Here is a 23,315-nt window from a genome sequence, read left to right as displayed (position 1 = left end):
GGTGTCCGTCGGCCCGAGGCACGGAGGGAGCTTCGTCGCTCACTCCGCCCATGCGCGGCGGGCCTCATTGCCCACAGCGCTTACGGCTCATGCCCGGGGATCACACACTCGAAACCAGCGAGTAACGGCTACTTATGCGGTCCGACGCATAAGTTCGAGCCGGGCTATCCTACGGCCGTTCCGAACAGGCTGCCCAGGACGTACGTCACACCGGCCGCCGCACCACCGAGGGCGAGCTGCCGCAGTCCGCTGTACCACCAGCTGCGCGCCGTCACCTTGGCCACCACCGCGCCGCACAGGAACAGCCCGGCCAGCGCGAGCACCACCGCGGGCCACAGCGCACTGGCGCCGAGCAGGAACGGCAGGACGGGGAGCAGGGCGCCCAGCGCGAACGAACCGAACGACGAGACGGCCGCGACCGACGGCGAGGGCAGGTCGCCGGGGTCGATGCCCAGCTCCTCCCGGGCGTGTATCTCCAGTGCCTGCTCCGGGTCGCGGGACAGCTGCCGGGCCACCTCGCGCGCGAGGCCCGGCTCCACGCCCCGCGCCTCGTAGAGCGCGGCCAGCTCGGCCTCCTCGTCCGCCGGGTGCTTCCTCAGCTCCCGGCGCTCCACGTCCAGCTCGGCCTCGACGAGCTCGCGCTGCGAGGCGACGGAGGTGTACTCGCCGGCGGCCATGGAGAAGGCGCCGGCGGCGAGCCCGGCGAGCCCGCTGATCACCACGGTCTGCTGACTCGCCGTGCCGCCCGCGACACCGGTCATCAGGGCGAGGTTGGAGACCAGGCCGTCCATCGCGCCGAAGACGGCGGGGCGCAGCCAGCCGCCGTTCACGTCGCGGTGGGTGTGGTTGTCTCGGTGCGCCTCGTGCAGCGGCGCCTCGGTCTCGATGATGACCATGAGAGTTCCCCCGGGGAAGCTAGTTTGGACCTGGTCTACTTCTCGACAACAACCAATCTACGCCGATCATTTCCGCCTCGCCAGCAAGGAAAGGCTGGGCTTACCTGCGGTTTTACCCTTGCGCGCTCATCCGTGATCTTGACCGCACAAATGTCGACCGGGTGACGCTGAGCCCTGTGAGGCTGCGCGGCACACCCCACCGGGGACAGATGCGCAAAGGGAGAGGAGCGGCCGCATGGCATCCACCGCCTGCATTCCCCCGGTCCCCGCGCCCGGTGACGCCGTCGGACTCCGCGAACGGGCCCGGGGCGCGCTGCTGGGACTGGCCGTCGGCGACGCCCTCGGGGCGCCGGCCGAGAACATGAAGCCCTCCGAGATCCGCGCCCGCTGGGGTCGCATCACGGGATACGTGGCCAGGAAGCCGGCCGGCACCGACGACACCGAGTACGCGATCTTCTCGGGCCTGCTGCTGGCCCGGTACGGCTCCGCGCTCACCCCCGCCCATGTCGAGACGGCCTGGCACGAGTGGATCGCGGACCGGGAGGAGGGCCCCTTCCGGGGCGCGGGCTTCAGCGAACGCGGCACCCTGGAGAACCTGCGCCGGGGCCTCGCCGCCCCCATCTCCGCGCAGCACCGCCACGCCTGGAGCGACGGACTGGCCATGCGGGCCGCGCCCTACGGCGTCTTCGCGGCGGGCCGTCCCGCCGAGGCGGCCCGGCTGGTGGCGATCGACGGCTCGGTCAGCCACGAGGGCGAGGGCATCTACGGCGGCCAGGCGGTGGCGGCGGGGGTCGCGGCGGCGATGGCGGGGGCACCGACCGTCGCGGTCGTCGCCTCCGCCCTGGCCGTCGTACCGGACGACTCCTGGACGGCCCGCTGCCTGCGCCGCGCGATGACGGCGGCCCACCGCGGCGAACGCGCCGTCCGCTCCGCGGTGGTCATCGGCGGCTACCCCTGGACCGACCTGGCCCCCGAGGCGGTCGCCCTCGCCTTCGGCGCGTACGCGGCGGCCGACGGCGACTTCACGGACGCGGTGCTGACGGCCGTCAACATGGGCCGCGACGCCGACACCACGGCAGCGGTGGCCGGCGCCCTGGCCGGCGCGACCCAAGGGGCCGCCGCCATCCCGGCCGAGTGGGCATCGGCCATCGGCCCGGCCCGCGGCAGCTGCCTGCCGGCGATGGCCGGACACCACGTCCTGGAGGTGGCGGACCTGCTGACGCAGGGGGCGGAGGAGGCGCAGCGCGGTACGGAGGCAGCACAGCGCGGTGCGGAGAAGGCGCAGCGCGGTACGGAGAAGGCGCAGCGCGGTACGGAGAAGCGGCAGCGCGGTACGGAGAAGCGGCAGCGCGGTACGGAGAAGGCGCAGCGCGGTACGGAGGCAGCGCAGCGCGGTACGGAGGCGGGGACGCGGGGGACGGAACCGGCGACGCGGAGTGGGGGGACGGGGGTGCCGAGCGCGGGACCGGCAACGCGAAGTGCGGAGACGAAGGCGCCGAGCACGAAATCGGCAACGCGAAGTGCGGACACGCAGACGCCGAGCACGAAACCGGCAACGCGAAGTGCGGACACGCAGACGCCGAGCACGAAACCCGCAACCCGAAGTGCGGACACGCAGACGCCGAGCACGAAACCCGCAACCCGAAGTGCGGACACGCAGACGCCGAGCACGAAACCCGCAACCCGAAGTGCGGACACGCAGACGCCGAGCACGAAACCCGCAACACGGACGGACCGCGGCGCGCCCACGGGGGTGGCGCCGTGAGCAGGGCACGTCCCGGCGGTGAGGAACCCGCCACCACGGCGTACGTCGCACCGCCCGGCGCGCCGGAGGACCCCGCGCCCACCGGGAGCGGGCACCGGCCGGGTCCCGAGCACGCCGTCCCGCCCCGCACCGCGCCGTGGGCCGAAGCCACCGCGCTCGGGGCCGCCGCCCCGCCCCGCCCGGCACCGCGGCCCGACCGCATCGAGGGTCTCCTCCTCGGGCTCGCCGCGGGAGACGCCGCCGGCTGGCCCGCCGCCCGGCACCGGGCCGCCCGGATGCCCGAGTGGACGCGCCGCCTCACCCGCGAGCTGGACACCTTCGCCGAGCAGAACGCGACCACCACCCTTCCCGTGCCCATCGCCCTGAACCAGCCCCCCGAGCCGCTACGCCTCGGCCCGTCCGACGACGCCGAGTGGGCGGCGTTCGCGGCGGAGGCGGTGCTGCGGGCCGGGGACGACAGCGCGCTCGGGGACCTGAGCCGGGAGCGCCGGATGCGGGCGGCGATCGACCTGACCTGGAACGCCGTCGCCAGTGAGGTGGCCGCGGCGACGGAACGCGCCCCGGAGGCCGAGTCGGCGGTACTGCCGCTGCGGGCCCGCATCTCGGTACGGGCAGGGCTCGGCAACCTCGCCACCGGCCTGCGCCCGCCCGCCACCGGCCACGACAACCCGCACTACTTCGACGACGCCGCCTGCGTCCGGGCCTGCGTCCTCGCCGTCGCCCACCCCGGCGCCCCGCGGCCCGCCGCCGACCTCGCCGAGTTCGACGCCCGCTACACCCAGGACGGCGACGGCGTGCACGGCGCGCGGGCCATGGCGGCGGCCGTGGCGTGCGCCCTCGACGGCGCGGACGTGCGCGCATGTGTGGACGCCGCGCTCGCCGAGCTTCCCGGGGAGACGGAGATCGGCCGCAACGCCCGCCAGGCACTGGCCGTGGCGGCGGACGCCGAGAGCACCTTCGCTCTCGTCCCGCTGCTGGAGCACCAGATCGTCGACCACGTCTACAGCTACGGCATCGCCGCCGCCGAGACCGTCCCGGTCGCCCTCGCCCTGGCCACCGCCGCCAGGGGCCGCATCGCGGAGGCGGTACCGGCGGCGGCCTGTCTGTCGAGGGTCGCGGACTCCGCTCCCGCGCTGGCCGGCGCCCTCACCGGCGCGCTGGGCGGCGGCACGTCGATCCCCGCGTCCTGGCGGGAGACCTGCCGCACCCTCCCCGGCTGCGTACTGCCCCGTCTCACCGGCACCGACCTGGTCGAACTCGCCGGACTCCTGCACGCCACGCAACCGTCCCGAAGTGAAGGACGCGAAGGACGGAAAGGACAAGAAGGGCGACACACGACATGAGGACACCCGGCACAGCGGACAACGGCACGGCGGACAACGGCACGGCGGACAACGGCACGCCGACCCTGGAGGAGCGCATCACCGGCGCCCTCGTCGGCGCGGCCGTCGGCGACGCGCTCGGCGGCCCGGTCGAGGGCTACTCCCCCGAGCAGATCCTCGAACGCCACGGCGGCCGCGTCCACGGCGTCGTCGGCCCCTGGAACGGCGACGCCTGGCGCACCGCCCGCCCCATCGCCCCGTACCACAAGGGCGACGGCCACGTCACCGACGACACCCTGATGACCCACGCGCTGGTCCGGGTGTACGGCACGGTCCGCGACCACCTCGACGCCTACTCGGTCGCCGAGCACCTGGTTCCGGACCTGATGACGAACCCGCGCTGGATCCCGGAACTGGAGGCCGAGGCGCTCCCGCTCCAGCGGGTCTTCCTGGCGGAGAAGTGGCTGGTCGCGAGGATCCACTACGGCCACGTGGACCCCCGCGAGGCGGGCACCGGCAACATCGTCAACTGCGGTGCCGCGATGTACATGGCCCCGGTCGGCCTGGTCAACGCGGCCCACCCGGCGGGCGCCTACGCCGAGGCGCTGGACGTCGCGGGCGCACACCAGTCGTCGTACGGCCGTGAGGCGGCCGGCGTCCTCGCGGCGGCGGTGGCCGCGGCGTGCGCGCCGGGGGCGACGCCGGACTCGGTGGTGTCGGCCTGTCTGTCCCTGGCGAAGGACGGCACCCGGGCGGCGATCGAGGCGGTCTGCGAGGTGGCCTCCCGGTACTCGGACTTCGAGTCGGCGCTCGCGCCGCTGCGGGAGGCGGTGGCCCCGTACGACACGGTGGGCCCCGACTACCGCGCGCCCTCACTGGCCGCGCGCCGCCCGTCCCGCGTGCACGCGATCGAGGAACTGCCCGTCGCCCTCGGCATGTTGCTGGTCTCCGGCGGCGACTACCGGCACGCGGTCCTCGGCGCGGTGAACTACGGCCGGGACTGCGACTCCATCGCCACGATGGCGGGCGCGCTGGCCGGTGCGCTGGGTTCGCCGGTCCCGGAGGACTGGGCGAAGACGGTCGCGGAGGCGAGCCGTCTGGACCTGTGGGAACCGGCCGCGACGCTCACCGCGGTGGCCCGGGAGGTCTTCGAGCGCGACGTGGCGCGACGCCGCCTCCACGAGCGGGCGTTCACCGCGATCGGAGGCGCGGGATGCTCCGACTGACCTGGGTCCAGCCCGAGGACCTGATCGGCCACGAACTGCGCCAGGCGGCGCAGGACGGCCGCGACCCGTCGGCGATCGCGGCTCGCTGGAGAGCGGCAGGCGGCCGCGAGGCCCCGGCCCGAGCGGGCACGTCCGCCCAGCCGGCCTCCCCTCGCCTCCGCCTGCTGGCGGAAGACCTGCTGGACGAACTGTCCGGCCTGCCGAGCCCGCTGGCGGACCAGGAACCGACCGAACTGGACCGGATCAAGGCCCTGTGTCCCGACTGGCCCACCCCCCGGCCCGAGGCCGTGTCCCCCGCCCGCCTGGAAGCGGCCTGGCTCGGCCGAGCCGCCGGCTGCCTCCTCGGCAAGCCCGTCGAGAAGCTCCCCCTGACCGGCATCCGCCTGCTCGCCGAGGCCGCCGGCAACTGGCCCCCGACCTCCTACTTCACCGCCCGGGACCTCCCCGCGGACCTCACCGCCAGGTACCCCTGGAACCGCCGCTCCGCGCCGACCTCCCTCGCCGAGCACATCGACGGCATGCCCGAGGACGACGACCTCAACTACCCCCTGCTGGGCCTCCTGCTCCTCCAACGCCACGGCAGGACGTTCACCACCGCCGACGTCGCCCGCGTCTGGCTCGACGAGCTGCCCGCAGGCCGCACCTTCACCGCCGAACGCCTCGCCTACCGCAACCTCCTCACCGGCCTCGAACCCCCGCACACCGCCCGCCACCGCAACCCCTTCCGCGAGTGGATCGGCGCCCTGATCCGCGCCGACGTGCACGGCTGGACCAACCCCGGCGACCCGGCCGCCGCCGCCGAACAGGCGCACCACGACGCGACCCTCACCCACACCGCCAACGGCGTCTACGCGGCGATGTTCGCGGCGGCCGTCATCGCCACCGCCGCCACCCGCACCCACGACGTCCACGCCTGTCTGCGCACCGGCCTCACGGTCGTACCGCCCGGCTCCCGCCTCGCCGAAGCCGTCCGCCACGGCGTCCAACTCGCCCAGACCCACACCGACTTCGACACGGTCGTGGACGCGCTCCACGCCCGCCACTCCCCCACCCACCACTGGGTTCACGTCGTCCCCAACACCGCACTGATCGCGGCCGCCCTCACCCACGCGGACGGCGACTTCACCGGCTCGGTCTCCCGTGCCGTGTCGGGAGGCTGGGACACCGACTCCAACGGCGCCACCGCCGGCAGCGTCGCCGGTCTCCTCGCCGGTTCTCCCGCCGCCCTGCCCGAGCACTGGACGGCCCCGCTGAAGAACCGCCTGGCCACCTCGGTGGGCGACTTCGACGGCACCGGCTTCGACACCCTCGCCCACCTCACCCACAGGGAGGCCACCCGCCCATGACCGCGCCCCCGCCCGTCGTGCCCCACGCCCCCGTCCACGCCCCGCTGACCGGCCTGCGCGTCCTCGACCTCGCCACCCTCTTCGCGGGCCCGCTCGCGGCCACCATGCTCGGCGACTTCGGTGCCGAGGTCGTCAAGGTCGAGCACCCCGACCGGCCCGACCCCTCCCGGGGCCACGGCCCGTCCAAGGACGGCATCGGCCTGTGGTGGAAGCTGCTGGGCCGCAACAAGCGCACGATCACCCTGGACCTGTCCAAGCCCGCCGGCCGCACCACCCTGCTGCGCCTCGCCGCCACCGCGGACGTCGTCATCGAGAACTTCCGCCCCGGCACCCTGGAGAAGTGGGACCTGGGCTGGGACGAGCTGTCCGCCGTCAACCCGCGCCTGGTCCTCACCCGGGTCACCGGCTTCGGCCAGTTCGGCCCGTACGCGCGCCGCCCCGGCTTCGGCACGCTCGCCGAGGCCATGAGCGGCTTCGCCGCGATGACCGGCGAACCGGACGCGCCCCCGACGCTGCCGCCGTTCGGCCTCGCGGACTCGATCGCCGCCCTGGCGACGTCGTACGCCGTGATGACCGCGCTCGCCGCGCGGGACCGCACCGGCGAGGGACAGGTCGTCGACATGGCGATCATCGAGCCGATCCTGACCGTGCTGGGCCCGCAGCCGACCTGGTACGACCAGCTCGGCCACGTCCAGCCGCGCACCGGCAACCGCTCCCAGAACAACGCCCCGCGCAACACCTACCGCACCGCCGACGGCACCTGGGTCGCCGTCTCCACCTCGGCCCAGTCGGTCGCCGAGCGCGTGATGCGCCTGGTGGGCCGCCCGGAGCTGATCGACGAGCCCTGGTTCGGGTCCGGCGCCGAGCGGGCCCGGCACTCCGACGTGCTCGACGCGGCGGTCGGCGACTGGATCGCCCGGCACAGCCGCGCCGACGTCCTCGCCGCCTTCGAGAAGGCCGAGGCCGCGGTCGCCCCGATCCAGGACGTGCGGGACGTGATGGCCGACCCGCAGTACCAGGCCCTCGACACGGTCACCACCGTCGACGATCCCGAGCTGGGTCCGCTGCGCATGCAGAACGTCCTCTTCCGGCTCTCCGCGACCCCCGGAGCGATCCGCTGGGCGGGCCGCCCGCACGGCGCGGACACCGAGGAGGTGCTGACCGAGCTGGGCCTGACCCCGGCGGATGTGAAGGAGCTGCGCGAGGAGGGCGTCGTATGACCGCACCCCCACTGACCTGGCTGTACGCCCCCGGGGACCGGCCCCGGGTGGTCGCCAAGGCGCTGGCCGCCGGTGCCGACGTCGTCGTGATCGACCTGGAGGACGCGGTCGCCCCGGACCGCAAGGAGTACGCCCGCGAGGCCACCGCCGAACTGCTCACCGAGCCGCAGCCGGTGCCGGTCCACGTCCGCGTCAACGCCCTGGACGGGCCGTTCGCCGCGGCGGACCTGGCGGCGCTGGCCGCGCTGCCGGGACTGTCCGGGCTGCGCCTGCCCAAGGTGACGTCCCCGGAGCAGATCACCGGCGTCGCGGCGGTGACCGGCGGGCCACCCCTGTACGCGCTTCTGGAGACGGCCCTGGGCGTGGAGCGCGCGTACCGGATCGCAGCGGCCCACCCGGCACTGCGCGGCATCGCCCTCGGCGAGGCCGACCTCCGGGCCGACCTGGGCGTACGCGGTGACGCGGGCCTGGACTGGTCCCGCTCGCGCGTGGTCGTGGCCGCGCGGGCGGCGGGGCTGGCGCCGCCGTCGCAGACGGTGCACCCGGACACCCGGGACCTGGAGGGTCTGGCCGCTTCCTGCGCCCACGGCCGGGCCCTGGGCTTCCTCGGCCGGGCCGCGATCCACCCCCGCCAGCTGCCGATCATCGAGCGGGCGTACCTGCCGACCGAACGGGAGCTGGAGGAGGCGGAGACGATCGTCAAGGCGGCCACCGCGCAGCCGGGCGCACTGGCGCTGCCGGACGGGCGGTTCGTCGACGCGGCGGTGGTGGCGACGGCCCAGCGGACCCTGTCACTGGCCCGGCGGCCCGCCCTGTCCTGACACGGGCGTCCCGACACAGGCGTCCCGACACAGGCCGAGGGCGCCCGGAGAGTTCCGGGCGCCCTCGGCGACGTGCGGCGGCGGGCCGTCAGCCCTTCTTGGCCGAGTCGGCCCCGTCCTTCACGTCCTTCACGCTCTTCCCGTCCGCCACGGTGCCGTCGTCACCGGCGTCCTTGTCGTCCCCGGCGCCCTCGGAATCCTTGGAGCCCTTGGAGTCCCCAGAGGCCTTGGCGTCGGCGTCCGTGTCCCCCTTCGCGCCGTCCCCGGCGTCACCGTCCGAGGACTCCGCGCCCGGCTCGACCACGGCCTCCCGGCCCGGCCGCATCCGCGCCGAGAGCACCATGTACACCACGGCCAGCAGGAACACGAAGAGCGCGGTCCAGTTGTTCAGCCGCAGACCCAGGATGTGGTGGGCGTCGTCGACGCGCATGTACTCGATCCAGAACCGGCCCGCGCAGTACGCGGCGACGTACAGCGCGAACGCCCGCCCGTGGCCCAGGTTGAAGCGGCGGTCGGCCCAGATGACGAGCAGGGCCACGCCGATGCACCACAGCGACTCGTACAGGAACGTCGGGTGGTACGTGCCGGGCACCCGCCCGTCGGCCGACGAGGTGATCTCCACGGCCCAGGGCAGGTCGGTGGCCTTGCCGTACAGCTCCTGGTTGAACCAGTTGCCCCAGCGGCCGATGGCCTGGGCGAGGGCGATGCCGGGGGCGACGGCGTCGGCGTAGGCGGGCATCGGGACGCCCCGGCGGCGGGCGCCGATCCACGCACCGACCGCGCCGAACGCGATCGCGCCCCAGATGCCGAGGCCGCCCTCCCAGATCTTGAAGGCGTCGACCCAGTCACGGCCCTCGCTGAAGTACAGCTGGTAGTCCGTGATCACGTGGTAGAGCCGGCCGCCGATCAGGCCGAAGGGAACGGCCCAGACCGCGATGTCGGCCACCGTGCCGGGCCGCCCGCCCCGGGCGACCCAGCGCTTGTTGCCGAGCCAGACGGCAACGAAGACGCCGATGATGATGCAGAACGCGTAGCCGCGCAGCGGGATGGGACCGAGGTGCAGCACCCCGCTGGACGGGCTGGGAATGAAGGCAAGTTCCATGGCAGGGTCGACGCTACCGTGTCGGGCGGTACCCGCGACGGGCAGCCCGGCTACGGGTCCGTAACGGGCGGACGGAAAGAGCACCGCGCGGACACCGCGCGGGCGCTCCGCCGCCCACCGTCACGCTACTTGTTGGCGTCCTGCACCAGCTGCTTCAGCTTCGCCGGTGTCATGGAGCGGTCCTGGTAGATGTTCTTTCCGTCCAGCAGCACGGTCGGCGTGCCGCTGAAGCCGCCGGTGCGGAAGGCCTCGTTGGACTTCTCCACCCAGCTGTTGTGCTTGCCGCCCTCGACGCACTCCTGGAAGAGCGCGGTGTCGAGGCCGTCGACCTTGCCCGCCAGGTCGATCAGCTTGTTCTCGTCGGCGAACGCGTCGTCGGTCTCCGCCGGCTGGTTGGTGAACAGCACGTCGTGGTACGGCGTGAACTTGCCCGCGTCCTGGGCGCAGGCGGCGGCGTTGGCCGACTTGCGGGAGCCGGTGCCGCCCATGTTCCCGTCGATGATCGTCGCCAGGTGGTACTCGACCTTGAGCTGCCCCGCTTCGGTGAGCTCGTGGATCGTGTCGCGGTACGCCAGCTCGAAGGCCTTGCAGGCCGGGCAGCGGAAGTCCTCCCAGATGACGAGCGTCGACTTGGCGCTGTCCTCGCCGACGGGGATCGCGAGGCTGTCCTTGCCCTGCGCGCCCGAGGGCGCCACGATCGGGCCGGCCGCCTCGCTGCCGTCGTCCTTGCCCGCGTTGGCGGCGACCACGCCGATCACCGCCGCGAGGCCCAGGACGCAGACCACGCTCGCCCCGACGATCAGCGCGCGCCGGCGCTTGTCCTTGGACTTCTGCTTCTCGCGCTCGGCCGCCAGCTTCTGACGGGCGGTGCGCTTTCCCTCTCGGTTCTTCTCGCTCACACCCCGCAGAACGAACCGGGGAGGCGCAGCGCGCCTCCCCGGTCCCAGGTCCACCCGTACGAGGGACCTGCGTCACGTGCCTGTCGTCACGCCTGTCCGCGCACGCCCTTCGCCAGGTCGGCGGCGAGCGCGCGGACGCCCTCCAGGCCGGCCGCGTCGTCGGGGGCGTCCAGCATGCGCTTGACGAACGCCGAGCCGACGATCACGCCGTCGGCGAAGCCGGCCACCTCGGCGGCCTGTGCGGCGTTGGAGACGCCGAGCCCGACGCAGACGGGGATGCCGGTGGTGGCGCGGGTGCGTCGCACCAGGTCCTCGGCCTGTGCGCCGACCGACTCGCGGGTGCCGGTGACGCCCATGAGGGAGGCGGCGTAGACGAAGCCGCTGCCGGCCGCGGTGATCTCGGCGAGCCGTGCGTCCTTGCTGCTGGGCGCGACCACGAAGACGGTGGCGAGCCCGTGCTTGTCGGCGTGCTCCCGCCACAGCGCCGACTCCTGGACGGGCAGGTCGGGCAGGATGCAGCCCGCGCCGCCCGCCTCGGCCAGTTCGGCGGTGAAGCGCTCGACGCCGTAGCGGTCGATGGGGTTCCAGTACGTCATGACGAGGATCGGCTTGCCGGTGGCCGCGTGGGCCTCCCGGACGGTGCGCATCACGTCGGCGATGCGCACGCCGCCGCGCAGGGCGATGTCGTCGGCGGTCTGGATGACCGGGCCGTCGAGGACCGGGTCGCTGTGCGGCAGACCCACCTCGACGACGTCGGCGCCGCCGTCGAGCGCGGCCTTGATCGCCTCGATGCCGCCGTCCACGGTGGGGAACCCGGCCGGGAGGTAGGCGATGAGGGCGGAGCGGCCCTCGGCCTTCGCGGCGGCGAGGGTGTCGTTCAGCAGCTGTACGTTCCCGCTCACTTGGCGTCCCCCTCGATCTCGGCGGTGCCGGCCTCGTCGGCGGCGACCTCGGCGTCGGTGTCGTAGAGCCCGAAGTAACGGGCGGCGGTGTCCATGTCCTTGTCGCCGCGGCCGGACAGGTTGACGACGATCAGCCCGTCCTTGCCCAGCTCCTTGCCGACCTCGATGGCGCCGGCCAGCGCGTGGGCGCTCTCGATGGCCGGGATGATGCCCTCGGTGCGCGACAGCAGGCGCAGCGCCTGCATGGCGGCGTCGTCGGTGACCGCGCGGTACTCGCCGCGGCCGGAGTCCTTGAGGTAGCTGTGCTCGGGGCCGATGCCGGGGTAGTCGAGCCCCGCCGAGATCGAGTACGGCTCGGTGATCTGACCCTCGTCGTCCTGCAGGACGTAGGACCGGGAGCCGTGCAGGATGCCGGGCTCGCCCGCGGTCAGGGTGGCCGCGTGTTCGCCGCTCTCGATGCCGTGCCCGGCGGGCTCGCAGCCGATGAGGCGGACGTCCGCGTCGGGGATGAAGGCGTGGAAGAGGCCGATGGCGTTGGAGCCGCCGCCGACGCAGGCGATCGCGGCGTCGGGGAGGCGTCCGGCCTGCTCCAGGAGCTGGCGGCGGGCCTCGACGCCGATGACGCGGTGGAAGTCGCGCACCATCGCCGGGAAGGGATGCGGGCCGGCGACGGTGCCGAACAGGTAGTGGGTGCGGTCGACGTTGGCGACCCAGTCGCGGAAGGCCTCGTTGATCGCGTCCTTGAGCGTGCGGCTGCCGGACTTCACGGCGATGACCTCGGCGCCGAGCATGCGCATGCGGGCCACGTTGAGGGCCTGGCGGCGGGTGTCGATCTCGCCCATGTAGATGGTGCAGTCGAGGCCGAAGAGGGCGCAGGCCGTCGCAGTCGCCACGCCGTGCTGGCCGGCGCCGGTCTCCGCGATGACGCGGGTCTTGCCCATGCGCTTGGTCAGCAGGGCCTGCCCGAGCACGTTGTTGATCTTGTGGGAGCCGGTGTGGTTGAGGTCCTCGCGCTTGAGGAAGACGCGGGCGCCGCCCGCTTCCGCGGCGAAACGGGGGACCTCGGTGAGCGAGGACGGGCGGCCCGTGTAGTGGACCAGCAGGTCGTCGAGCTCACGGGCGAACTCGGGGTCCGACTTGGCCTTGTCGTACTCGACGGCCACCTCGTCGACCGCCGCGACGAGGGCCTCGGGGATGAACTTGCCGCCGTACGCTCCGAAGTAGCCTTCGACGGTGGGTACTTGACCCTCCGGGTCGGGGATGAAGAAGTTGCTGGGCATGCGTGAACCTCACGGTGAGTCTGGTGTGGACTGATCGCCGTGGGGGCGGGGTCTGTCTGTCGGCTGCGGGCCGGATGTGGCTGGTCGCGCAGTTCCCCGCGCCCCTATAGGGCGCGCTGCCATCGGCGGCCGTTGACCTGCCCGGGTTCGTCTCCGATGACGTACCGCACCCGGCGGCCGTGCACCCGGCGGGCGGGCGCGCGGCAGCCTCGGGGCCGGCAGCCGCGCGCGAGGCGGGCGTACGGGTCCCGGGCGGCCGGGGTGAGCGGGAGGGTCATCGGGAGCAAGCCTACCGGGGTGTCAGCCGCGTCCGTGCCGCAGTGCCGGGTGCTCGCCGGCGGCCACCAGGTCGGAGACGGCCGTCTTCGGGTCGCGGCCGGTGACCAGGGACTCGCCGACCAGGACGGCGTCGGCGCCCTCGTTGGCGTAGGCGATGAGGTCGTGCGGGCCGCGGACGCCGGACTCGGCGACCTTGACGATGTGCGCCGGGATCTCCGGGGCGACCCGCTCGAACGTGCCGCGGTCGACCTCCAGCGTCTTCAGGTTGCGTGCGTTGACGCCGATGATCTTGGCGCCGGCGTCCACCGCGCGCTCGACCTCGTCCTCGTCGTGCACCTCGACGAGCGGGGTGAGTCCGATGGACTCGGCACGCTCGATCAGCGACTCCAGGGCCGGCTGCTCGAGGGCCGCGACGATCAGCAGCACGAGGTCGGCGCCGTGCGCGCGGGCCTCCCACAGCTGGTACGAGGTGACGATGAAGTCCTTGCGCAGCACGGGGATGTCCACGCGCGCGCGGACCGAGTCCAGGTCGGCCAGCGAACCGCCGAAGCGGCGCTCCTCGGTGAGGACGGAGATGACGGCGGCGCCGCCCGCCTCGTAGTCCGCGGCGAGTCCGGCGGGGTCGGCGATGGCGGCCAGCGCGCCCTTGGACGGGCTGGAGCGCTTGACCTCGCAGATGACCTTGACGCCGTCGCCGCGCAGGGCGGACACGCCGTCCTTGGCGGGGCGAGCCTTGGCCGCGCGCTCCTTGAGCTCGTCGAGGCTGACGCGCGCCTGCCGCTCCGCGAGGTCGGCACGGACTCCGTCGATGATCTCGTCGAGCACACTCACGCGAGCGGCCCCCTTTCAGACGGCGAAATGTGTGGTCACTGTGATGGTATCCGGAGCAGGACGACGGGCCCGCATCCGGTTGACGCCGGTCCCACTACCTGGACGTTCGCCAAGTGATCAAGGGAGGAGCCAGCCACCGAACGGCAGGTTCCGGACAACCGTGAAGACCAGCAGCAACGTCCCCAGCGTCCACAGGTGGACCGGGCCGAGGTCGACCCGCAGGGGCCGGCCGCGGGCCACGCGGATCACCCAGACGGTCCACAGCACGGCGAAGCCCAGATAGCCGAGGACGGCCGGCGCGTTGGCCTGCAGCGCGGTCAGCACGTCCCCGTGGACGAACGCGTGGGCGCTGCGCAGGCCGCCGCAGCCGGGACAGTAGATGCCGGTGAAGCGCAGCAGGGGGCAGACGGGGTAGTGGCCGGGTTCGTTGGGGTCGACGCTCCCCACGTACGCGAACGCGCCGACGACGGCCGCGAGCACGCCGGCGGGAACGGCCAGGCCCAGGAGGGAGGGCGCGCCCCGCGTCACGGTCCTGTTCTGCGTCGGCTTCCCGGTCTCGGCGTCCACGCACCGCATTCTGCCCCCGCCGGGCCGCACGCGCACGTGAGGGGCGGCCCCGGCACCCTCGTGCCGGTCCGCCCCTCGGGAGGTGCCGTTGGCCGCCGTGCCCGGTCTCAGCCCTTGGCGCCGGCCGGCTCGCGCTCGCCGGCGACCTGGTGCACGGGGTGGTTCTGCTTCGGCTGGCCGAGACCCATCATGCGCATGATGCCGCCCACGACACCGCCGAGGAGCACGACCACCATGCCGGCCCAGAAGCCCAGCGGCTGGGCCGCCACCATGAACACGCCCGCGATGCAGAAACCGATGAAGGCGATGATGACACCCGTCCAGGCGGCCGGGGTGTGACCGTGGCTGCTGCCCGACATTGCTTGCTCCTCGTTGCTGTTGTGCCAAGTCTGAGCAGGACGCTCGTGCCCATTGTCCCGCACGGGCGCGCGCGGTGTGAGCGGGGGTACTCCCCACGCGCCACGCGCGCGTGACGGCCGTCGGGCCCGGAGCGCGTGTCACGCCGGCGGGTGCCCGTGTGCGCGCGGGTGAACCGCGGGTCAGGCGCCGGTCGGGTCCTCGCCGCGGTCGAGGGCCTTCCAGAGGTCCTCGGGGCGGTCCGGATCGACGGTCTGCGGCTTGCGGCGCGGGCGCGGGGTGCCGTCGCGCTCGTAGCGGCCGGACATCGCGGGCCACAGGCGGCCGTAGCGCAGGGCGAGCAGCCCGGCCAGCAGCAGCAGGGCGCCGCCCACGGCCGCGACGTACGGCCAGGCGGTGTGGGAGAGGGCGTCCACGGTGGCCGAGGTGTCGCCGGCGGCCTTCGCGGCCTGGTCGTCCAGGGCGGAGCTGTCGGAGGCGCCGGCCAGGGCCGCGGCGACGGTGCCCGCGCCGCTCAGCGCGAGCAGGGCGGCGACGGCGAACCGGCCCGCGCGGCGGACGGCGAAGACGGCGACGAGCGCGGCGAGGCCCACTATGGCGAGCGCCGCGGGTACGCCCGTGACGTCGCTGCCCTTGGCGGTCAGGGGAAACGCGCCGCCGGCCACCGTCGCGGTGCCCTCCGCCCACTCCTGCCGGGTGGCGAGCAGGGCGACGGCCGCGCCGAGCGCGCCGCACAGCAGGGCGGCGGCGAGGCTCCGGCGGCCGGCCCGGGCGGGTCCTGCGGCTGGGGTACGGGGGTGAGGAACGGCTGTCACGTACTCCACTATCACCCGAACCCCGGGCGAACCGTCACCCGGGGTTCGGATTGGCGGGCGTGAGATCCGCCCCACCGCCCCGGCCTGTGCGGCTGCCGGATCGCCCTACCGCCCCAGCCGGTTGGCCGTGTGCACCGCCCGCAGCACCGCCGCCGCCTTGTTGCGGCACTCGGTGTCCTCGGCGACCGGGTCGGAGTCGGCGACGACACCGGCGCCGGCCTGCACGTAGGCGGTGCCGTCGCGCAGCAGCGCGGTGCGGATGGCGATGGCGGTGTCGGAGTCGCCCGCGAAGTCGAGGTAGCCGACGCAGCCGCCGTACAGGCCGCGCCGGGACGGTTCGAGTTCGTCGATGATCTGCAGGGCGCGCGGCTTGGGTGCGCCGGAGAGGGTGCCGGCCGGGAAGCAGGCGGTGAGGACGTCGAAGGCGGTGCGGTCCGGGGCGACGCGGCCGGTGACCGTCGAGACGATGTGCATGACGTGCGAGTACCGCTCGACGGACATGAAGTCGACGACCTCGACGGAGCCGGGTTCGCAGACCCGTCCCAGGTCGTTGCGGCCGAGGTCGACGAGCATGAGGTGCTCGGCGCGCTCCTTGGGGTCGGCGAGCAGCTCGTCGGCGAGGGCCTGGTCCTCCTGCGGGGTGGCGCCGCGGGGGCGGGTGCCGGCGATGGGGTGGACCATGGCCCGCCCGTCCTCGACCTTGACCAGGGCCTCCGGGGACGATCCGACGACGTCGAAGCCGTCGAGGCGGAGCAGGTACATGTACGGGGACGGGTTGGTGGCCCGCAGCACCCGGTACACGTCCAGCGCGCTCGCCGTGCACGGCGTCTCGAAGCGCTGGGAGGGCACGACCTGGAAGGCCTCGCCCGCGCGGATGCGCTCCTTGATGTCCTCGACGGCGTCCTGGAAGTCGGGGCCGCCCCACAGAGCGGTGTACTCGGGCAGCTCGGACGGCGGCAGCGCGGCCGGGGGCTGGGCCACCGCGCGGGTGAGGTCGGCCTCCATGGCGTCCAGGCGGGCCACCGCGTCGGCGTAGGCCTCGTCGACGCCCGTTTCGAGGTCGTTGTGGTTGATCGCGTTGGCGATCAGCAGGACCGAGCCCTCCCAGTGGTCCATGACGGCGAGGTCGCTGGTGAGCAGCATGGTCAGCTCGGGGAGCTTCAGGTCGTCGCGCTCCCCGGGGCCGACCTTCTCCAGGCGGCGCACGATGTCGTAGCCGAGGTAGCCGACCATGCCGCCGGTGAAGGGCGGCAGGCCCAGGTCGTGGGCGAGGTCGCGCGGGGTGTGCAGGGCCTCGACGGTGGCGCGCAGGGCGGCGAGCGGGTCGCCGTCGGTGGGGACGCCGACGGGCGGGGTGCCCTGCCAGTGGGCCTGTCCGTCCTTCTCGGTGAGGGTGGCGGCGCTGCGGACGCCGATGAAGGAGTACCGGGACCATTGGAAGGCCGCCCGGCCGTTCTCCGCGGACTCCAGCAGGAAGGTGCCGGGGCGTTCGGCGGCGAGCTTGCGGTAGAGCGCTACCGGGGTGTCGCCGTCGGCGAGGAGTTTGCGGCTGACCGGGATCACCCGGCGGTCGGCGGCCAGCTTCCGGAAGGTGTCGAGGTCCATGACGTCCATGTCGTCCATGTCGGCAGACCCTACTGATCCGCGCCGGGCGCGCCGGAGTCCGCGACGTCGACGCCGTCCACACCGGCCGCGCGGTCCGTCTCGTCCGTGAGGAGCACGTCGGCGTCGAAGCAGGTGCGGGCGCCGGTGTGGCAGGCGGCGCCGACCTGGTCGACCTTGACCAGGACGGTGTCGGCGTCGCAGTCCAGGGCGACGGACTTCACCCACTGGAAGTGCCCGGAGGTGTCGCCCTTGACCCAGTACTCCTGACGGCTGCGCGACCAGTAGGTGCAGCGGCCCGTCGTCAGGGTGCGGTGCAGTGCCTCGTCGTCCATCCAGCCGAGCATCAGCACCTCCCCGGTGTCGTACTGCTGGGCGATGGCGGGCAGGAGGCCGTCGGCGCCGCGCTTGAGACGCGCGGCGATCTCCGGGGCGAGCGGGCTGGGCCGCCGGGGGGAGCTGCTGGTCATGCGCCCATTGTGCCGCGCGGCACGGACACGCCCCGGCCCTGTCCATTGGGCGGACCCGGCCGGCCGCCGTAGGCTGACTGCATGTCGACTTTCGCCAAGCGTGAACGACTTCTGCTCGCGGACCTGTTGGAGACGGCGGGCCCGGACGCTCCGACCCTGTGCGACGGCTGGCGGACCCGTGACCTCGCCGCGCACGTGGTGGTGCGCGAGCGCCGGCCGGACGCCGCCGGGGGCACCCTGATCAAGCAGCTGTCGTCCCGGCTCGACCGGGTGATGGAGGAGTACGGCGCGAAGCCGTACGAGGAGCTGCTCCAGCTGATCCGCACCGGCCCGCCCCGCTTCTCCCCCTTCCAGCTCAAGCAGGTCGACGAGGCGGCGAACACGGTGGAGTTCTACGTCCACACCGAGGACGTGCGCCGTGCCCAGCCGGACTGGTCGCCGCGCGAGCTGGACCCGGTCTTCCAGGACGCCCTGTGGTCCCGCCTGGAGCGCGCCGCCCGCCTGATGGGCCGCGGCATCCCGACGGGCCTGGTGCTGCGCCGCCCGAACGGCCAGACGACGGTCGCCCACCGGGGTACGCCGGTGGTGACCGCGACCGGCGAGCCGTCCGAGCTGCTGCTGTTCGCCTACGGCCGGCAGAGCGCCGCGAAGGTGGAGCTGGAGGGCGAGAAGGACGCGATCGCGAGGCTGCACGAGACGAAGCAGCTGGGGATCTGAGGCGGCCGGGGACGGTTGCCCGGGCGGCAGCCCGGGAGGCCGGCGCGGGCCGCAGCCCGGGACCGCTACCCCGGCAGTTCGGCCCGCCGTACGCCCGGCGCGCACAGGGCGACGACCCCGCCGAGCGCGCAGACACCGGCGCTGACGGCGAAGACCGGGCCGGTGCCCCAGACGCCGATGGCGGCGGCGGACAGCGGCATGCTCAGCGGCGCGATGCCCAGGCTGACGATTCCGCCGACCGCGGTGACGCGCCCCAGGTAGGCGGGGTCGGCCTGGGTCTGCAGCAGGGCCCCGCACATGGCGCCGCTGAGCCCCGTGAGCAGCCCGACGACCACCGCGGTGCCGACGGCCACGGGCAGGCCGGGGGCCTGCGCCAGGGCGCCGATCGCGGCCGCGCCGGGGATGATGGCACCGGCGGCGACACACCCGGCGCGCGGCAGGCGCCCCCGCACGGTCAGCAGCAGGGCGGCGACTCCGGCCCCCGTGCCGAACCCGGCGAGCACCCAGCCCATCCCGGACGCGCCCCAGCCGCGTTCGTCCGCGAGCAGGGTCAGGCCGACGTTGAGGGGGCCGACGAAGCCGAGGTCGCCGAGGGCGATGGCCACCATCAGCGGGCCGAGGACGCGGTGCCGGCGGATGTAGCGGAGCCCGCCCACCAGGTCCCGCCACGCGGTGGCCTCCCCCGCGGCGGGCGCGCCGGTCGCGTCGTCGGGCGGCAGCTCGCGCATCCGTACGGAGATCAGCAGCGGCACCGACACGGCGATCAGCAGCCCCGCGAGCGCGAAGGCCGCCGCCGCGCCGCCGACCGCCACGCCGAGCCCGCCGAGCGGTGCGCCCACGACGGCGGCGAAGCGCACGGCGAGTCCGCGCATGCCCTGGACGCGGGCGAGCTGGTCCTTGCCGGTGATGCGGGCCGGGAGCGCCCCGACGGCGGGCAGGAAGAGGGCGTCGACCGTGCCGAAGACGACCGCGAGCAGGGCGAGTAGCCACAGCCCCGGGTCGGTCGCGAAGAGCAGCGCGGCGACCGCCAGGACCGTGGCGCACCGTACGGCGTCACTGCCGATGACGACCTTGCGCGGCCCGAACCGGTCGGCGACCACCCCGCCGCCGAGCATGAGCAGCGCACGGGGCACCGCGCTGACGGCGGTGACGAGGCCGGCCTGCGCGGGGGTGCCGTTCTGCACGGCGGCCCAGGACAACGCGAGGTAGAAGACCATGTCACCGACCATGGAGGCGGCGTAGGCGGCGACCCAGCGCAGGACGTTGGCGTCGCGGTGGGCGGGTGCGGTGGCGGTGGCGGTGGCGGTCCGGGGTATGCCCGTGTCCGGCACGGACGTGGTCCCCTCAGACACGGAACGGGAACCCGTACACGTGCAGCGCCACGTTCTCGCGCCCTTCGGTGTCGCCTGCCGCGTCGGCCGCGCGCCCCTTCTCGTCGTACTTCTTGGCCAGGGCGAGCAGTTCCTCGCCCAGTTCGGCCAGTTCGGCGGGGGTCAGCCGCAGCAGGGACTCGTTGTCGGGGGCGGCGGAGTTCCACTCGGGACCCCAGGTGGGGCGCTCGTCCAGGTAGCGGCGGTACATGTCGGCCCGCTGTTCGTGGAAGAGCCGGGTGGCCGCGAGGTGGGCGGCCGCCCGCTCGGGGGCGTCGCGGAAGTTCTCGTCGCGGATGCTCACGCCGTCCGAGGCGGGCTGCCACCAGCGCTCCCGACCGTCCGCGCTCTGCGGCTCCGCCTCCTCGACCAGTCCGTGCTCGGCGAGTTTGCGCAGGTGGTAGCTGACCAGGGAGACGGCCTCGTCGACCTGATCGGCGAGCTGCGAGGCGGTCGCCGTGCGCGCCACGCACAGGCCGCGGTACAGCTGCATGCGCAGGGGATGCGCCAGGGCTTTGAGGGTGCCCAGGTCGGTGATGGGGCGGTTCTCCTCACGGGTCATGGCATCACCGTAACCAGGAAAGGAAAGTTGCGCAATTTATTTTGCGCAACTTTCCTTTCCTAAAGAGCCGGGCCTCGGTTCTGAGCCTGACCTGCACACCTTCGATGAGTGCGTCGTGCGCGAGTCGCTCGACGGCGACACCGCGCTCCTGGGCCTCCGCTCGCAACTCGGCCAGCTCTTCCTCGGTGAACTCGATCGTGATCGCAGTCATACGGGCACGATAGAAGCGGATCCCGCACGCGATCCCACAGCCACCACCAAAGGACGACACCCCGAACTAGCGAACGGCGTGCCCCGCCCCCCGCAGCGTCTCCTTCACCTCTCCGATTCGCAGGTCGCCGAAGTGGAAGACGGACGCCGCCAGGACCGCGTCCGCGCCCGCCTCGACGGCCGGGGGGAAGTCGGCGAGGCGGCCCGCGCCGCCGGAGGCGATGACCGGGACGGTCACGTGCTTGCGGACCGCCGCGATCATCTCCAGGTCGTAGCCGTCCTTCGTGCCGTCCGCGTCCATCGAGTTCAGCAGGATCTCCCCCGCGCCCAGCTCGGCGGCGCGGTGCGCCCACTCCACCGCGTCGATGCCGGTGCCGCGCCGGCCGCCGTGGGTGGTCACCTCGAAGGTGCCCGCCTCGGTGCGGCGCGCGTCGACCGACAGGACGAGGACCTGACGGCCGAAGCGCTCGGCGATCTCACGGATCAGGTCGGGGCGGGCGATGGCGGCCGTGTTCACGCCCACCTTGTCCGCACCGGCCCGCAGCAGCTTGTCGACGTCGTCGGCGGTGCGCACGCCACCGCCGACGGTCAGCGGGATGAACACCTGCTCGGCGGTGCGGCGCACCACGTCGTACGTCGTCTCGCGGTCGCCCGACGAGGCGGTGATGTCCAGGAACGTCAGCTCGTCGGCGCCCTCGGTGTCGTACACCTTGGCCATCTCGACGGGGTCACCCGCGTCGCGCAGGTTCTGGAAGTTGACGCCCTTGACGACCCGGCCGTTGTCCACGTCCAGGCAGGGGATGACTCGGACCGCCAGGGTCATGAATCCACGGCTCCTCTATACGCTTCCACTTCGACTGACACCAGGACCCGCGAGTCGATGAAGCCCTGCACGACCAGCAGGGTCGTGACCGGGCGTACGGAGTCGAACAGCTCCTTGTGGGCGCGGCCCACCGCATCGACATCGCGCGAATGTGCCAGGCACACACGGGTCCGGATCACGGACTCGATGCCGAGCCCGAACTCACCGATCGCCTCGACCGCGGAGGCGAAGGCGACCTTGGTCTGTTCGTACGGGTCGCCCTCGCCGTACAGCATGTCGCCCTTGAAGGCGGTGGTGCCCGCCACGATGACACGATCACCCGCCGCCACGGCCCGTGCGAAACCGAAGGACTCTTCCCAGGGACTTCCGCTCTGCACGCGCCGTACGGCTTCGGATGTCATGACGCCACAGCCTCCAAGGCTTCTTCCAGGGTGAACGCCTTCGCGTACAGGGCTTTCCCGACGATGGCCCCCTCGACACCGGCCGGGACGAGACCGGCGATCGCGCGGAGGTCGTCCAGGGACGACACGCCGCCCGACGCCACGACCGGGCGGTCGGTCGCCGCGCAGACGTTCTTCAGGAGCTCCAGGTTGGGACCCTGGAGGGTGCCGTCCTTGGCGATGTCGGTGACGACGTACCGGGCGCAGCCCTCCTTGTCGAGGCGGGCCAGAGTCTCGTAGAGGTCGCCGCCGTCCCGGGTCCAGCCCCGGCCCCGGAGCGTGGTGCCTCGTACGTCCAGACCGACCGCGATCTTGTCGCCGTGCTCGGCGATGACCTTGGCGACCCACTCGGGGGTCTCCAGGGCGGCCGTGCCGAGGTTCACGCGCCGGCAGCCGGTGGCGAGCGCGGCGGCGAGGGTGTCGTCGTCGCGGATGCCGCCGGACAGCTCCACCTTGATGTCCATGGCCTTCGCGACCTCGGCGATCAGCTCGCGGTTGTCCCCGGTGCCGAACGCGGCGTCCAGGTCGACGAGGTGCAGCCACTCGGCACCGGAGCGCTGCCAGGCGAGGGCGGCCTCCAGCGGGGAGCCGTAGGAGGTCTCGGTGCCGGACTCGCCGTGCACGAGGCGGACGGCCTGGCCGTCGCGGACGTCGACGGCGGGGAGGAGTTCGAGCTTGCTCATCTCTACAGGGTCTCGATCCAGTTGGTGAGGAGCTGGGCTCCGGCGTCGCCGGACTTCTCGGGGTGGAACTGGGTGGCCCACAGGGCGCCGTTCTCCACGGCCGCCACGAACGGCTTGCCGTGCGTGGACCAGGTGACCTTGGGAGCGGCGATCAGCGGGTTGTGCGACTCCTGGGTCCAGTCGTGGACGGCGTAGGAGTGCACGAAGTAGAAGCGGGCGTCCGCGTCCAGGCCGGCGAAGAGCTGGGAGTCGGCCGGGGCCTCGACCGTGTTCCAGCCCATGTGCGGCACGATGTCGGCCTGGAGCGGTCCGACCGTGCCGGGCCACTCGTCCAGGCCCTCGGCCTCCACGTCGTGCTCGATGCCGCGCGCGAACAGGATCTGCATGCCGACGCAGATGCCCATCACCGGGCGCCCGCCGGACAGCCGGCGGTCGACGACCCAGTCGCCGCGCGCGGCCTTCAGGCCGTCCATGCAGGCGGCGAAGGCGCCGACACCGGGCACCAGCAGCCCGTCGGCGTTCATGGCCTTGTCGTAGTCACCGGTGATCTCGACGTCGGCTCCCGCGCGCGCGAGGGCACGCTCGGCGGAGCGGACGTTGCCGAAGCCGTAGTCGAAGACGACGACCCGCTTGGCGGTGGCGGTCAATTCCACACCTCCAGCCTCAGCACACCCGCGAAGAGGCACATCGCGGCGCCGATGGAGAGCAGCACGATCAGACCCTTGGGCATCTGCTGCTTCGCGAAGGAGTAGATGCCGCCGAGGAAGAAGAGGCCGACGACGATCAGGGCGGTGGACGTACCGTTCATGG

General features: G+C 73.4%; 27 protein-coding genes. 7 read left to right on the top strand and 20 right to left on the bottom strand.

What is annotated here, in order from left to right; all coding sequences use genetic code 11:
- Positions 1-164: 164 nt before the first annotated feature.
- Positions 165-896 (bottom strand): VIT1/CCC1 transporter family protein, encoded by a 732-nt coding sequence (locus tag RI578_RS29210; protein WP_310873853.1) that lies wholly within the window; start codon positions 894-896, stop codon positions 165-167.
- Between the two features lie 235 nt (positions 897-1,131).
- Between RI578_RS29210 and RI578_RS29205 the strand changes: the two genes are divergently transcribed.
- Genes RI578_RS29205 through RI578_RS29180 form a run of 6 tightly spaced genes read left to right on the top strand, consistent with a single transcriptional unit; the run spans position 1,132 to position 8,596 of the window.
- Positions 1,132-2,661: an ADP-ribosylglycohydrolase family protein gene (locus RI578_RS29205; protein ID WP_310873852.1), complete on the top strand. Its 1,530-nt coding sequence runs from the start codon at positions 1,132-1,134 to the stop codon at positions 2,659-2,661.
- Entirely contained in the window at positions 2,658-4,004 is a 1,347-nt protein-coding gene (locus RI578_RS29200) for an ADP-ribosylglycohydrolase family protein (protein WP_310873851.1), read from the top strand. The genes RI578_RS29205 and RI578_RS29200 overlap by 4 nt, the downstream gene beginning before the upstream one ends.
- Positions 4,001-5,209, top strand: a complete 1,209-nt coding sequence (locus RI578_RS29195; RefSeq protein WP_310873850.1) for an ADP-ribosylglycohydrolase family protein — start codon at positions 4,001-4,003, stop codon at positions 5,207-5,209. Before RI578_RS29200 ends, RI578_RS29195 begins: the two co-directional genes overlap by 4 nt.
- Positions 5,197-6,555: an ADP-ribosylglycohydrolase family protein gene (locus tag RI578_RS29190; protein ID WP_310873849.1), complete on the top strand. Its 1,359-nt coding sequence runs from the start codon at positions 5,197-5,199 to the stop codon at positions 6,553-6,555. Before RI578_RS29195 ends, RI578_RS29190 begins: the two co-directional genes overlap by 13 nt.
- A complete protein-coding gene (locus RI578_RS29185; protein ID WP_310873848.1) occupies positions 6,552-7,775 on the top strand; it encodes a CoA transferase in 1,224 nt (407 codons plus the stop codon). Before RI578_RS29190 ends, RI578_RS29185 begins: the two co-directional genes overlap by 4 nt.
- On the top strand, positions 7,772-8,596 hold the full coding sequence (locus RI578_RS29180; RefSeq protein WP_310873847.1) for a CoA ester lyase: 825 nt from the start codon (positions 7,772-7,774) through the stop codon (positions 8,594-8,596). The genes RI578_RS29185 and RI578_RS29180 overlap by 4 nt, the downstream gene beginning before the upstream one ends.
- An 88-nt stretch (positions 8,597-8,684) precedes the next feature.
- On the opposite strand, the gene lgt is transcribed toward RI578_RS29180, so the two are convergent.
- The 11 genes from lgt to hisI all read right to left on the bottom strand — a co-directional run bounded on the left by lgt (position 8,685) and on the right by hisI (position 17,700).
- The gene (gene lgt / locus RI578_RS29175; protein WP_310873846.1) at positions 8,685-9,698 is read right to left on the bottom strand and encodes a prolipoprotein diacylglyceryl transferase; all 1,014 of its coding nucleotides are present in this window, start codon (positions 9,696-9,698) and stop codon (positions 8,685-8,687) included.
- Positions 9,699-9,823: 125 nt separating this feature from the next.
- Positions 9,824-10,597, bottom strand: coding sequence for a thioredoxin domain-containing protein (locus RI578_RS29170; RefSeq protein ID WP_310873845.1), 774 nt, complete (start codon positions 10,595-10,597; stop codon positions 9,824-9,826).
- An 86-nt stretch (positions 10,598-10,683) separates the two neighbouring features.
- Entirely contained in the window at positions 10,684-11,499 is an 816-nt protein-coding gene (trpA, locus tag RI578_RS29165; RefSeq protein ID WP_310873844.1) for a tryptophan synthase subunit alpha, read from the bottom strand.
- Positions 11,496-12,779, bottom strand: coding sequence for a tryptophan synthase subunit beta (trpB, locus tag RI578_RS29160; RefSeq protein ID WP_310873843.1), 1,284 nt, complete (start codon positions 12,777-12,779; stop codon positions 11,496-11,498). The genes trpA and trpB overlap by 4 nt, the downstream gene beginning before the upstream one ends.
- 104 nt (positions 12,780-12,883) lie before the next feature.
- The gene (gene trpM, locus RI578_RS29155; RefSeq protein WP_310873842.1) at positions 12,884-13,057 is read right to left on the bottom strand and encodes a tryptophan biosynthesis modulator TrpM; all 174 of its coding nucleotides are present in this window, start codon (positions 13,055-13,057) and stop codon (positions 12,884-12,886) included.
- 22 nt (positions 13,058-13,079) lie between these two features.
- Positions 13,080-13,889, bottom strand: a complete 810-nt coding sequence (gene trpC / locus RI578_RS29150) for an indole-3-glycerol phosphate synthase TrpC (RefSeq protein WP_121746507.1) — start codon at positions 13,887-13,889, stop codon at positions 13,080-13,082.
- A gap of 117 nt (positions 13,890-14,006) precedes the next feature.
- Complete coding sequence (locus tag RI578_RS29145) at positions 14,007-14,465, bottom strand: DUF2752 domain-containing protein (RefSeq protein ID WP_310875893.1); 459 nt, start codon at positions 14,463-14,465, stop codon at positions 14,007-14,009.
- Between the two features lie 98 nt (positions 14,466-14,563).
- Entirely contained in the window at positions 14,564-14,815 is a 252-nt protein-coding gene (locus RI578_RS29140) for an HGxxPAAW family protein (RefSeq protein ID WP_310873841.1), read from the bottom strand.
- Between the two features lie 180 nt (positions 14,816-14,995).
- On the bottom strand, positions 14,996-15,637 hold the full coding sequence (locus tag RI578_RS29135) for a TIGR02234 family membrane protein (RefSeq protein ID WP_310873840.1): 642 nt from the start codon (positions 15,635-15,637) through the stop codon (positions 14,996-14,998).
- A 96-nt stretch (positions 15,638-15,733) separates the two neighbouring features.
- Entirely contained in the window at positions 15,734-17,233 is a 1,500-nt protein-coding gene (locus tag RI578_RS29130) for an anthranilate synthase component I (RefSeq protein ID WP_310875892.1), read from the bottom strand.
- A gap of 29 nt (positions 17,234-17,262) precedes the next feature.
- The gene (gene hisI, locus RI578_RS29125) at positions 17,263-17,700 is read right to left on the bottom strand and encodes a phosphoribosyl-AMP cyclohydrolase (protein WP_310873839.1); all 438 of its coding nucleotides are present in this window, start codon (positions 17,698-17,700) and stop codon (positions 17,263-17,265) included.
- An 81-nt stretch (positions 17,701-17,781) separates the two neighbouring features.
- Here hisI and RI578_RS29120 point away from each other — a divergent pair, with 81 nt between their 5' ends.
- Complete coding sequence (locus RI578_RS29120) at positions 17,782-18,417, top strand: TIGR03085 family metal-binding protein (RefSeq protein ID WP_310873838.1); 636 nt, start codon at positions 17,782-17,784, stop codon at positions 18,415-18,417.
- A gap of 65 nt (positions 18,418-18,482) precedes the next feature.
- Here RI578_RS29120 and RI578_RS29115 read toward each other — a convergent pair whose 3' ends face one another.
- From RI578_RS29115 to RI578_RS29080, 8 genes are all read right to left on the bottom strand, one after another.
- Positions 18,483-19,769, bottom strand: coding sequence for an MFS transporter (locus tag RI578_RS29115; protein WP_399061753.1), 1,287 nt, complete (start codon positions 19,767-19,769; stop codon positions 18,483-18,485).
- Positions 19,762-20,349: a helix-turn-helix domain-containing protein gene (locus tag RI578_RS29110; RefSeq protein ID WP_310873837.1), complete on the bottom strand. Its 588-nt coding sequence runs from the start codon at positions 20,347-20,349 to the stop codon at positions 19,762-19,764. The genes RI578_RS29115 and RI578_RS29110 overlap by 8 nt, the downstream gene beginning before the upstream one ends.
- 4 nt (positions 20,350-20,353) lie before the next feature.
- Positions 20,354-20,560, bottom strand: a complete 207-nt coding sequence (locus tag RI578_RS29105; protein WP_310873836.1) for a hypothetical protein — start codon at positions 20,558-20,560, stop codon at positions 20,354-20,356.
- A 66-nt stretch (positions 20,561-20,626) separates the two neighbouring features.
- A complete protein-coding gene (gene hisF, locus RI578_RS29100) occupies positions 20,627-21,382 on the bottom strand; it encodes an imidazole glycerol phosphate synthase subunit HisF (protein ID WP_121746513.1) in 756 nt (251 codons plus the stop codon).
- Positions 21,379-21,783, bottom strand: a complete 405-nt coding sequence (locus RI578_RS29095; RefSeq protein ID WP_121746514.1) for a RidA family protein — start codon at positions 21,781-21,783, stop codon at positions 21,379-21,381. The genes hisF and RI578_RS29095 overlap by 4 nt, the downstream gene beginning before the upstream one ends.
- Complete coding sequence (gene priA, locus RI578_RS29090) at positions 21,780-22,505, bottom strand: bifunctional 1-(5-phosphoribosyl)-5-((5-phosphoribosylamino)methylideneamino)imidazole-4-carboxamide isomerase/phosphoribosylanthranilate isomerase PriA (RefSeq protein ID WP_310873835.1); 726 nt, start codon at positions 22,503-22,505, stop codon at positions 21,780-21,782. The genes RI578_RS29095 and priA overlap by 4 nt, the downstream gene beginning before the upstream one ends.
- A gap of 2 nt (positions 22,506-22,507) precedes the next feature.
- Positions 22,508-23,158, bottom strand: coding sequence for an imidazole glycerol phosphate synthase subunit HisH (gene hisH / locus RI578_RS29085; RefSeq protein ID WP_383556988.1), 651 nt, complete (start codon positions 23,156-23,158; stop codon positions 22,508-22,510).
- Entirely contained in the window at positions 23,149-23,313 is a 165-nt protein-coding gene (locus RI578_RS29080) for a hypothetical protein (protein WP_031031034.1), read from the bottom strand. The genes hisH and RI578_RS29080 overlap by 10 nt, the downstream gene beginning before the upstream one ends.
- Positions 23,314-23,315 lie beyond the last annotated feature (2 nt).

Source organism: Streptomyces sp. BB1-1-1 (assembly GCF_031597775.1).
GTDB classification, from domain to species: domain Bacteria; phylum Actinomycetota; class Actinomycetes; order Streptomycetales; family Streptomycetaceae; genus Streptomyces; species Streptomyces thinghirensis.
The sequence above is the reverse complement of the archived record's forward strand: the minus strand, read 5'-3'. Positions and strand labels throughout refer to the sequence as shown.

Bases quoted from the DNA above. Each gene is read 5' to 3' on its own strand.
- RI578_RS29195 (WP_310873850.1), top strand. From the start codon at position 4,001: ATGAGGACACCCGGCACAGCGGACAACGGCACGGCGGACAACGGCACG.
- RI578_RS29180 (WP_310873847.1), top strand. From the start codon at position 7,772: ATGACCGCACCCCCACTGACCTGGCTGTACGCCCCCGGGGACCGGCCC.
- RI578_RS29110 (WP_310873837.1), bottom strand. From the start codon at position 20,349: ATGACCCGTGAGGAGAACCGCCCCATCACCGACCTGGGCACCCTCAAA.
- RI578_RS29120 (WP_310873838.1), top strand. From the start codon at position 17,782: ATGTCGACTTTCGCCAAGCGTGAACGACTTCTGCTCGCGGACCTGTTG.
- priA (WP_310873835.1), bottom strand. From the start codon at position 22,505: ATGAGCAAGCTCGAACTCCTCCCCGCCGTCGACGTCCGCGACGGCCAG.
- RI578_RS29210 (WP_310873853.1), bottom strand. From the start codon at position 896: ATGGTCATCATCGAGACCGAGGCGCCGCTGCACGAGGCGCACCGAGAC.
- RI578_RS29105 (WP_310873836.1), bottom strand. From the start codon at position 20,560: ATGACTGCGATCACGATCGAGTTCACCGAGGAAGAGCTGGCCGAGTTG.
- trpM (WP_310873842.1), bottom strand. From the start codon at position 13,057: ATGACCCTCCCGCTCACCCCGGCCGCCCGGGACCCGTACGCCCGCCTC.
- RI578_RS29080 (WP_031031034.1), bottom strand. From the start codon at position 23,313: ATGAACGGTACGTCCACCGCCCTGATCGTCGTCGGCCTCTTCTTCCTC.
- RI578_RS29130 (WP_310875892.1), bottom strand. From the start codon at position 17,233: ATGGACCTCGACACCTTCCGGAAGCTGGCCGCCGACCGCCGGGTGATC.
- hisI (WP_310873839.1), bottom strand. From the start codon at position 17,700: ATGACCAGCAGCTCCCCCCGGCGGCCCAGCCCGCTCGCCCCGGAGATC.
- lgt (WP_310873846.1), bottom strand. From the start codon at position 9,698: ATGGAACTTGCCTTCATTCCCAGCCCGTCCAGCGGGGTGCTGCACCTC.
- hisF (WP_121746513.1), bottom strand. From the start codon at position 21,382: ATGACCCTGGCGGTCCGAGTCATCCCCTGCCTGGACGTGGACAACGGC.
- RI578_RS29145 (WP_310875893.1), bottom strand. From the start codon at position 14,465: ATGCGGTGCGTGGACGCCGAGACCGGGAAGCCGACGCAGAACAGGACC.
- RI578_RS29190 (WP_310873849.1), top strand. From the start codon at position 5,197: ATGCTCCGACTGACCTGGGTCCAGCCCGAGGACCTGATCGGCCACGAA.
- RI578_RS29185 (WP_310873848.1), top strand. From the start codon at position 6,552: ATGACCGCGCCCCCGCCCGTCGTGCCCCACGCCCCCGTCCACGCCCCG.
- trpB (WP_310873843.1), bottom strand. From the start codon at position 12,779: ATGCCCAGCAACTTCTTCATCCCCGACCCGGAGGGTCAAGTACCCACC.
- RI578_RS29205 (WP_310873852.1), top strand. From the start codon at position 1,132: ATGGCATCCACCGCCTGCATTCCCCCGGTCCCCGCGCCCGGTGACGCC.
- RI578_RS29140 (WP_310873841.1), bottom strand. From the start codon at position 14,815: ATGTCGGGCAGCAGCCACGGTCACACCCCGGCCGCCTGGACGGGTGTC.
- RI578_RS29095 (WP_121746514.1), bottom strand. From the start codon at position 21,783: ATGACATCCGAAGCCGTACGGCGCGTGCAGAGCGGAAGTCCCTGGGAA.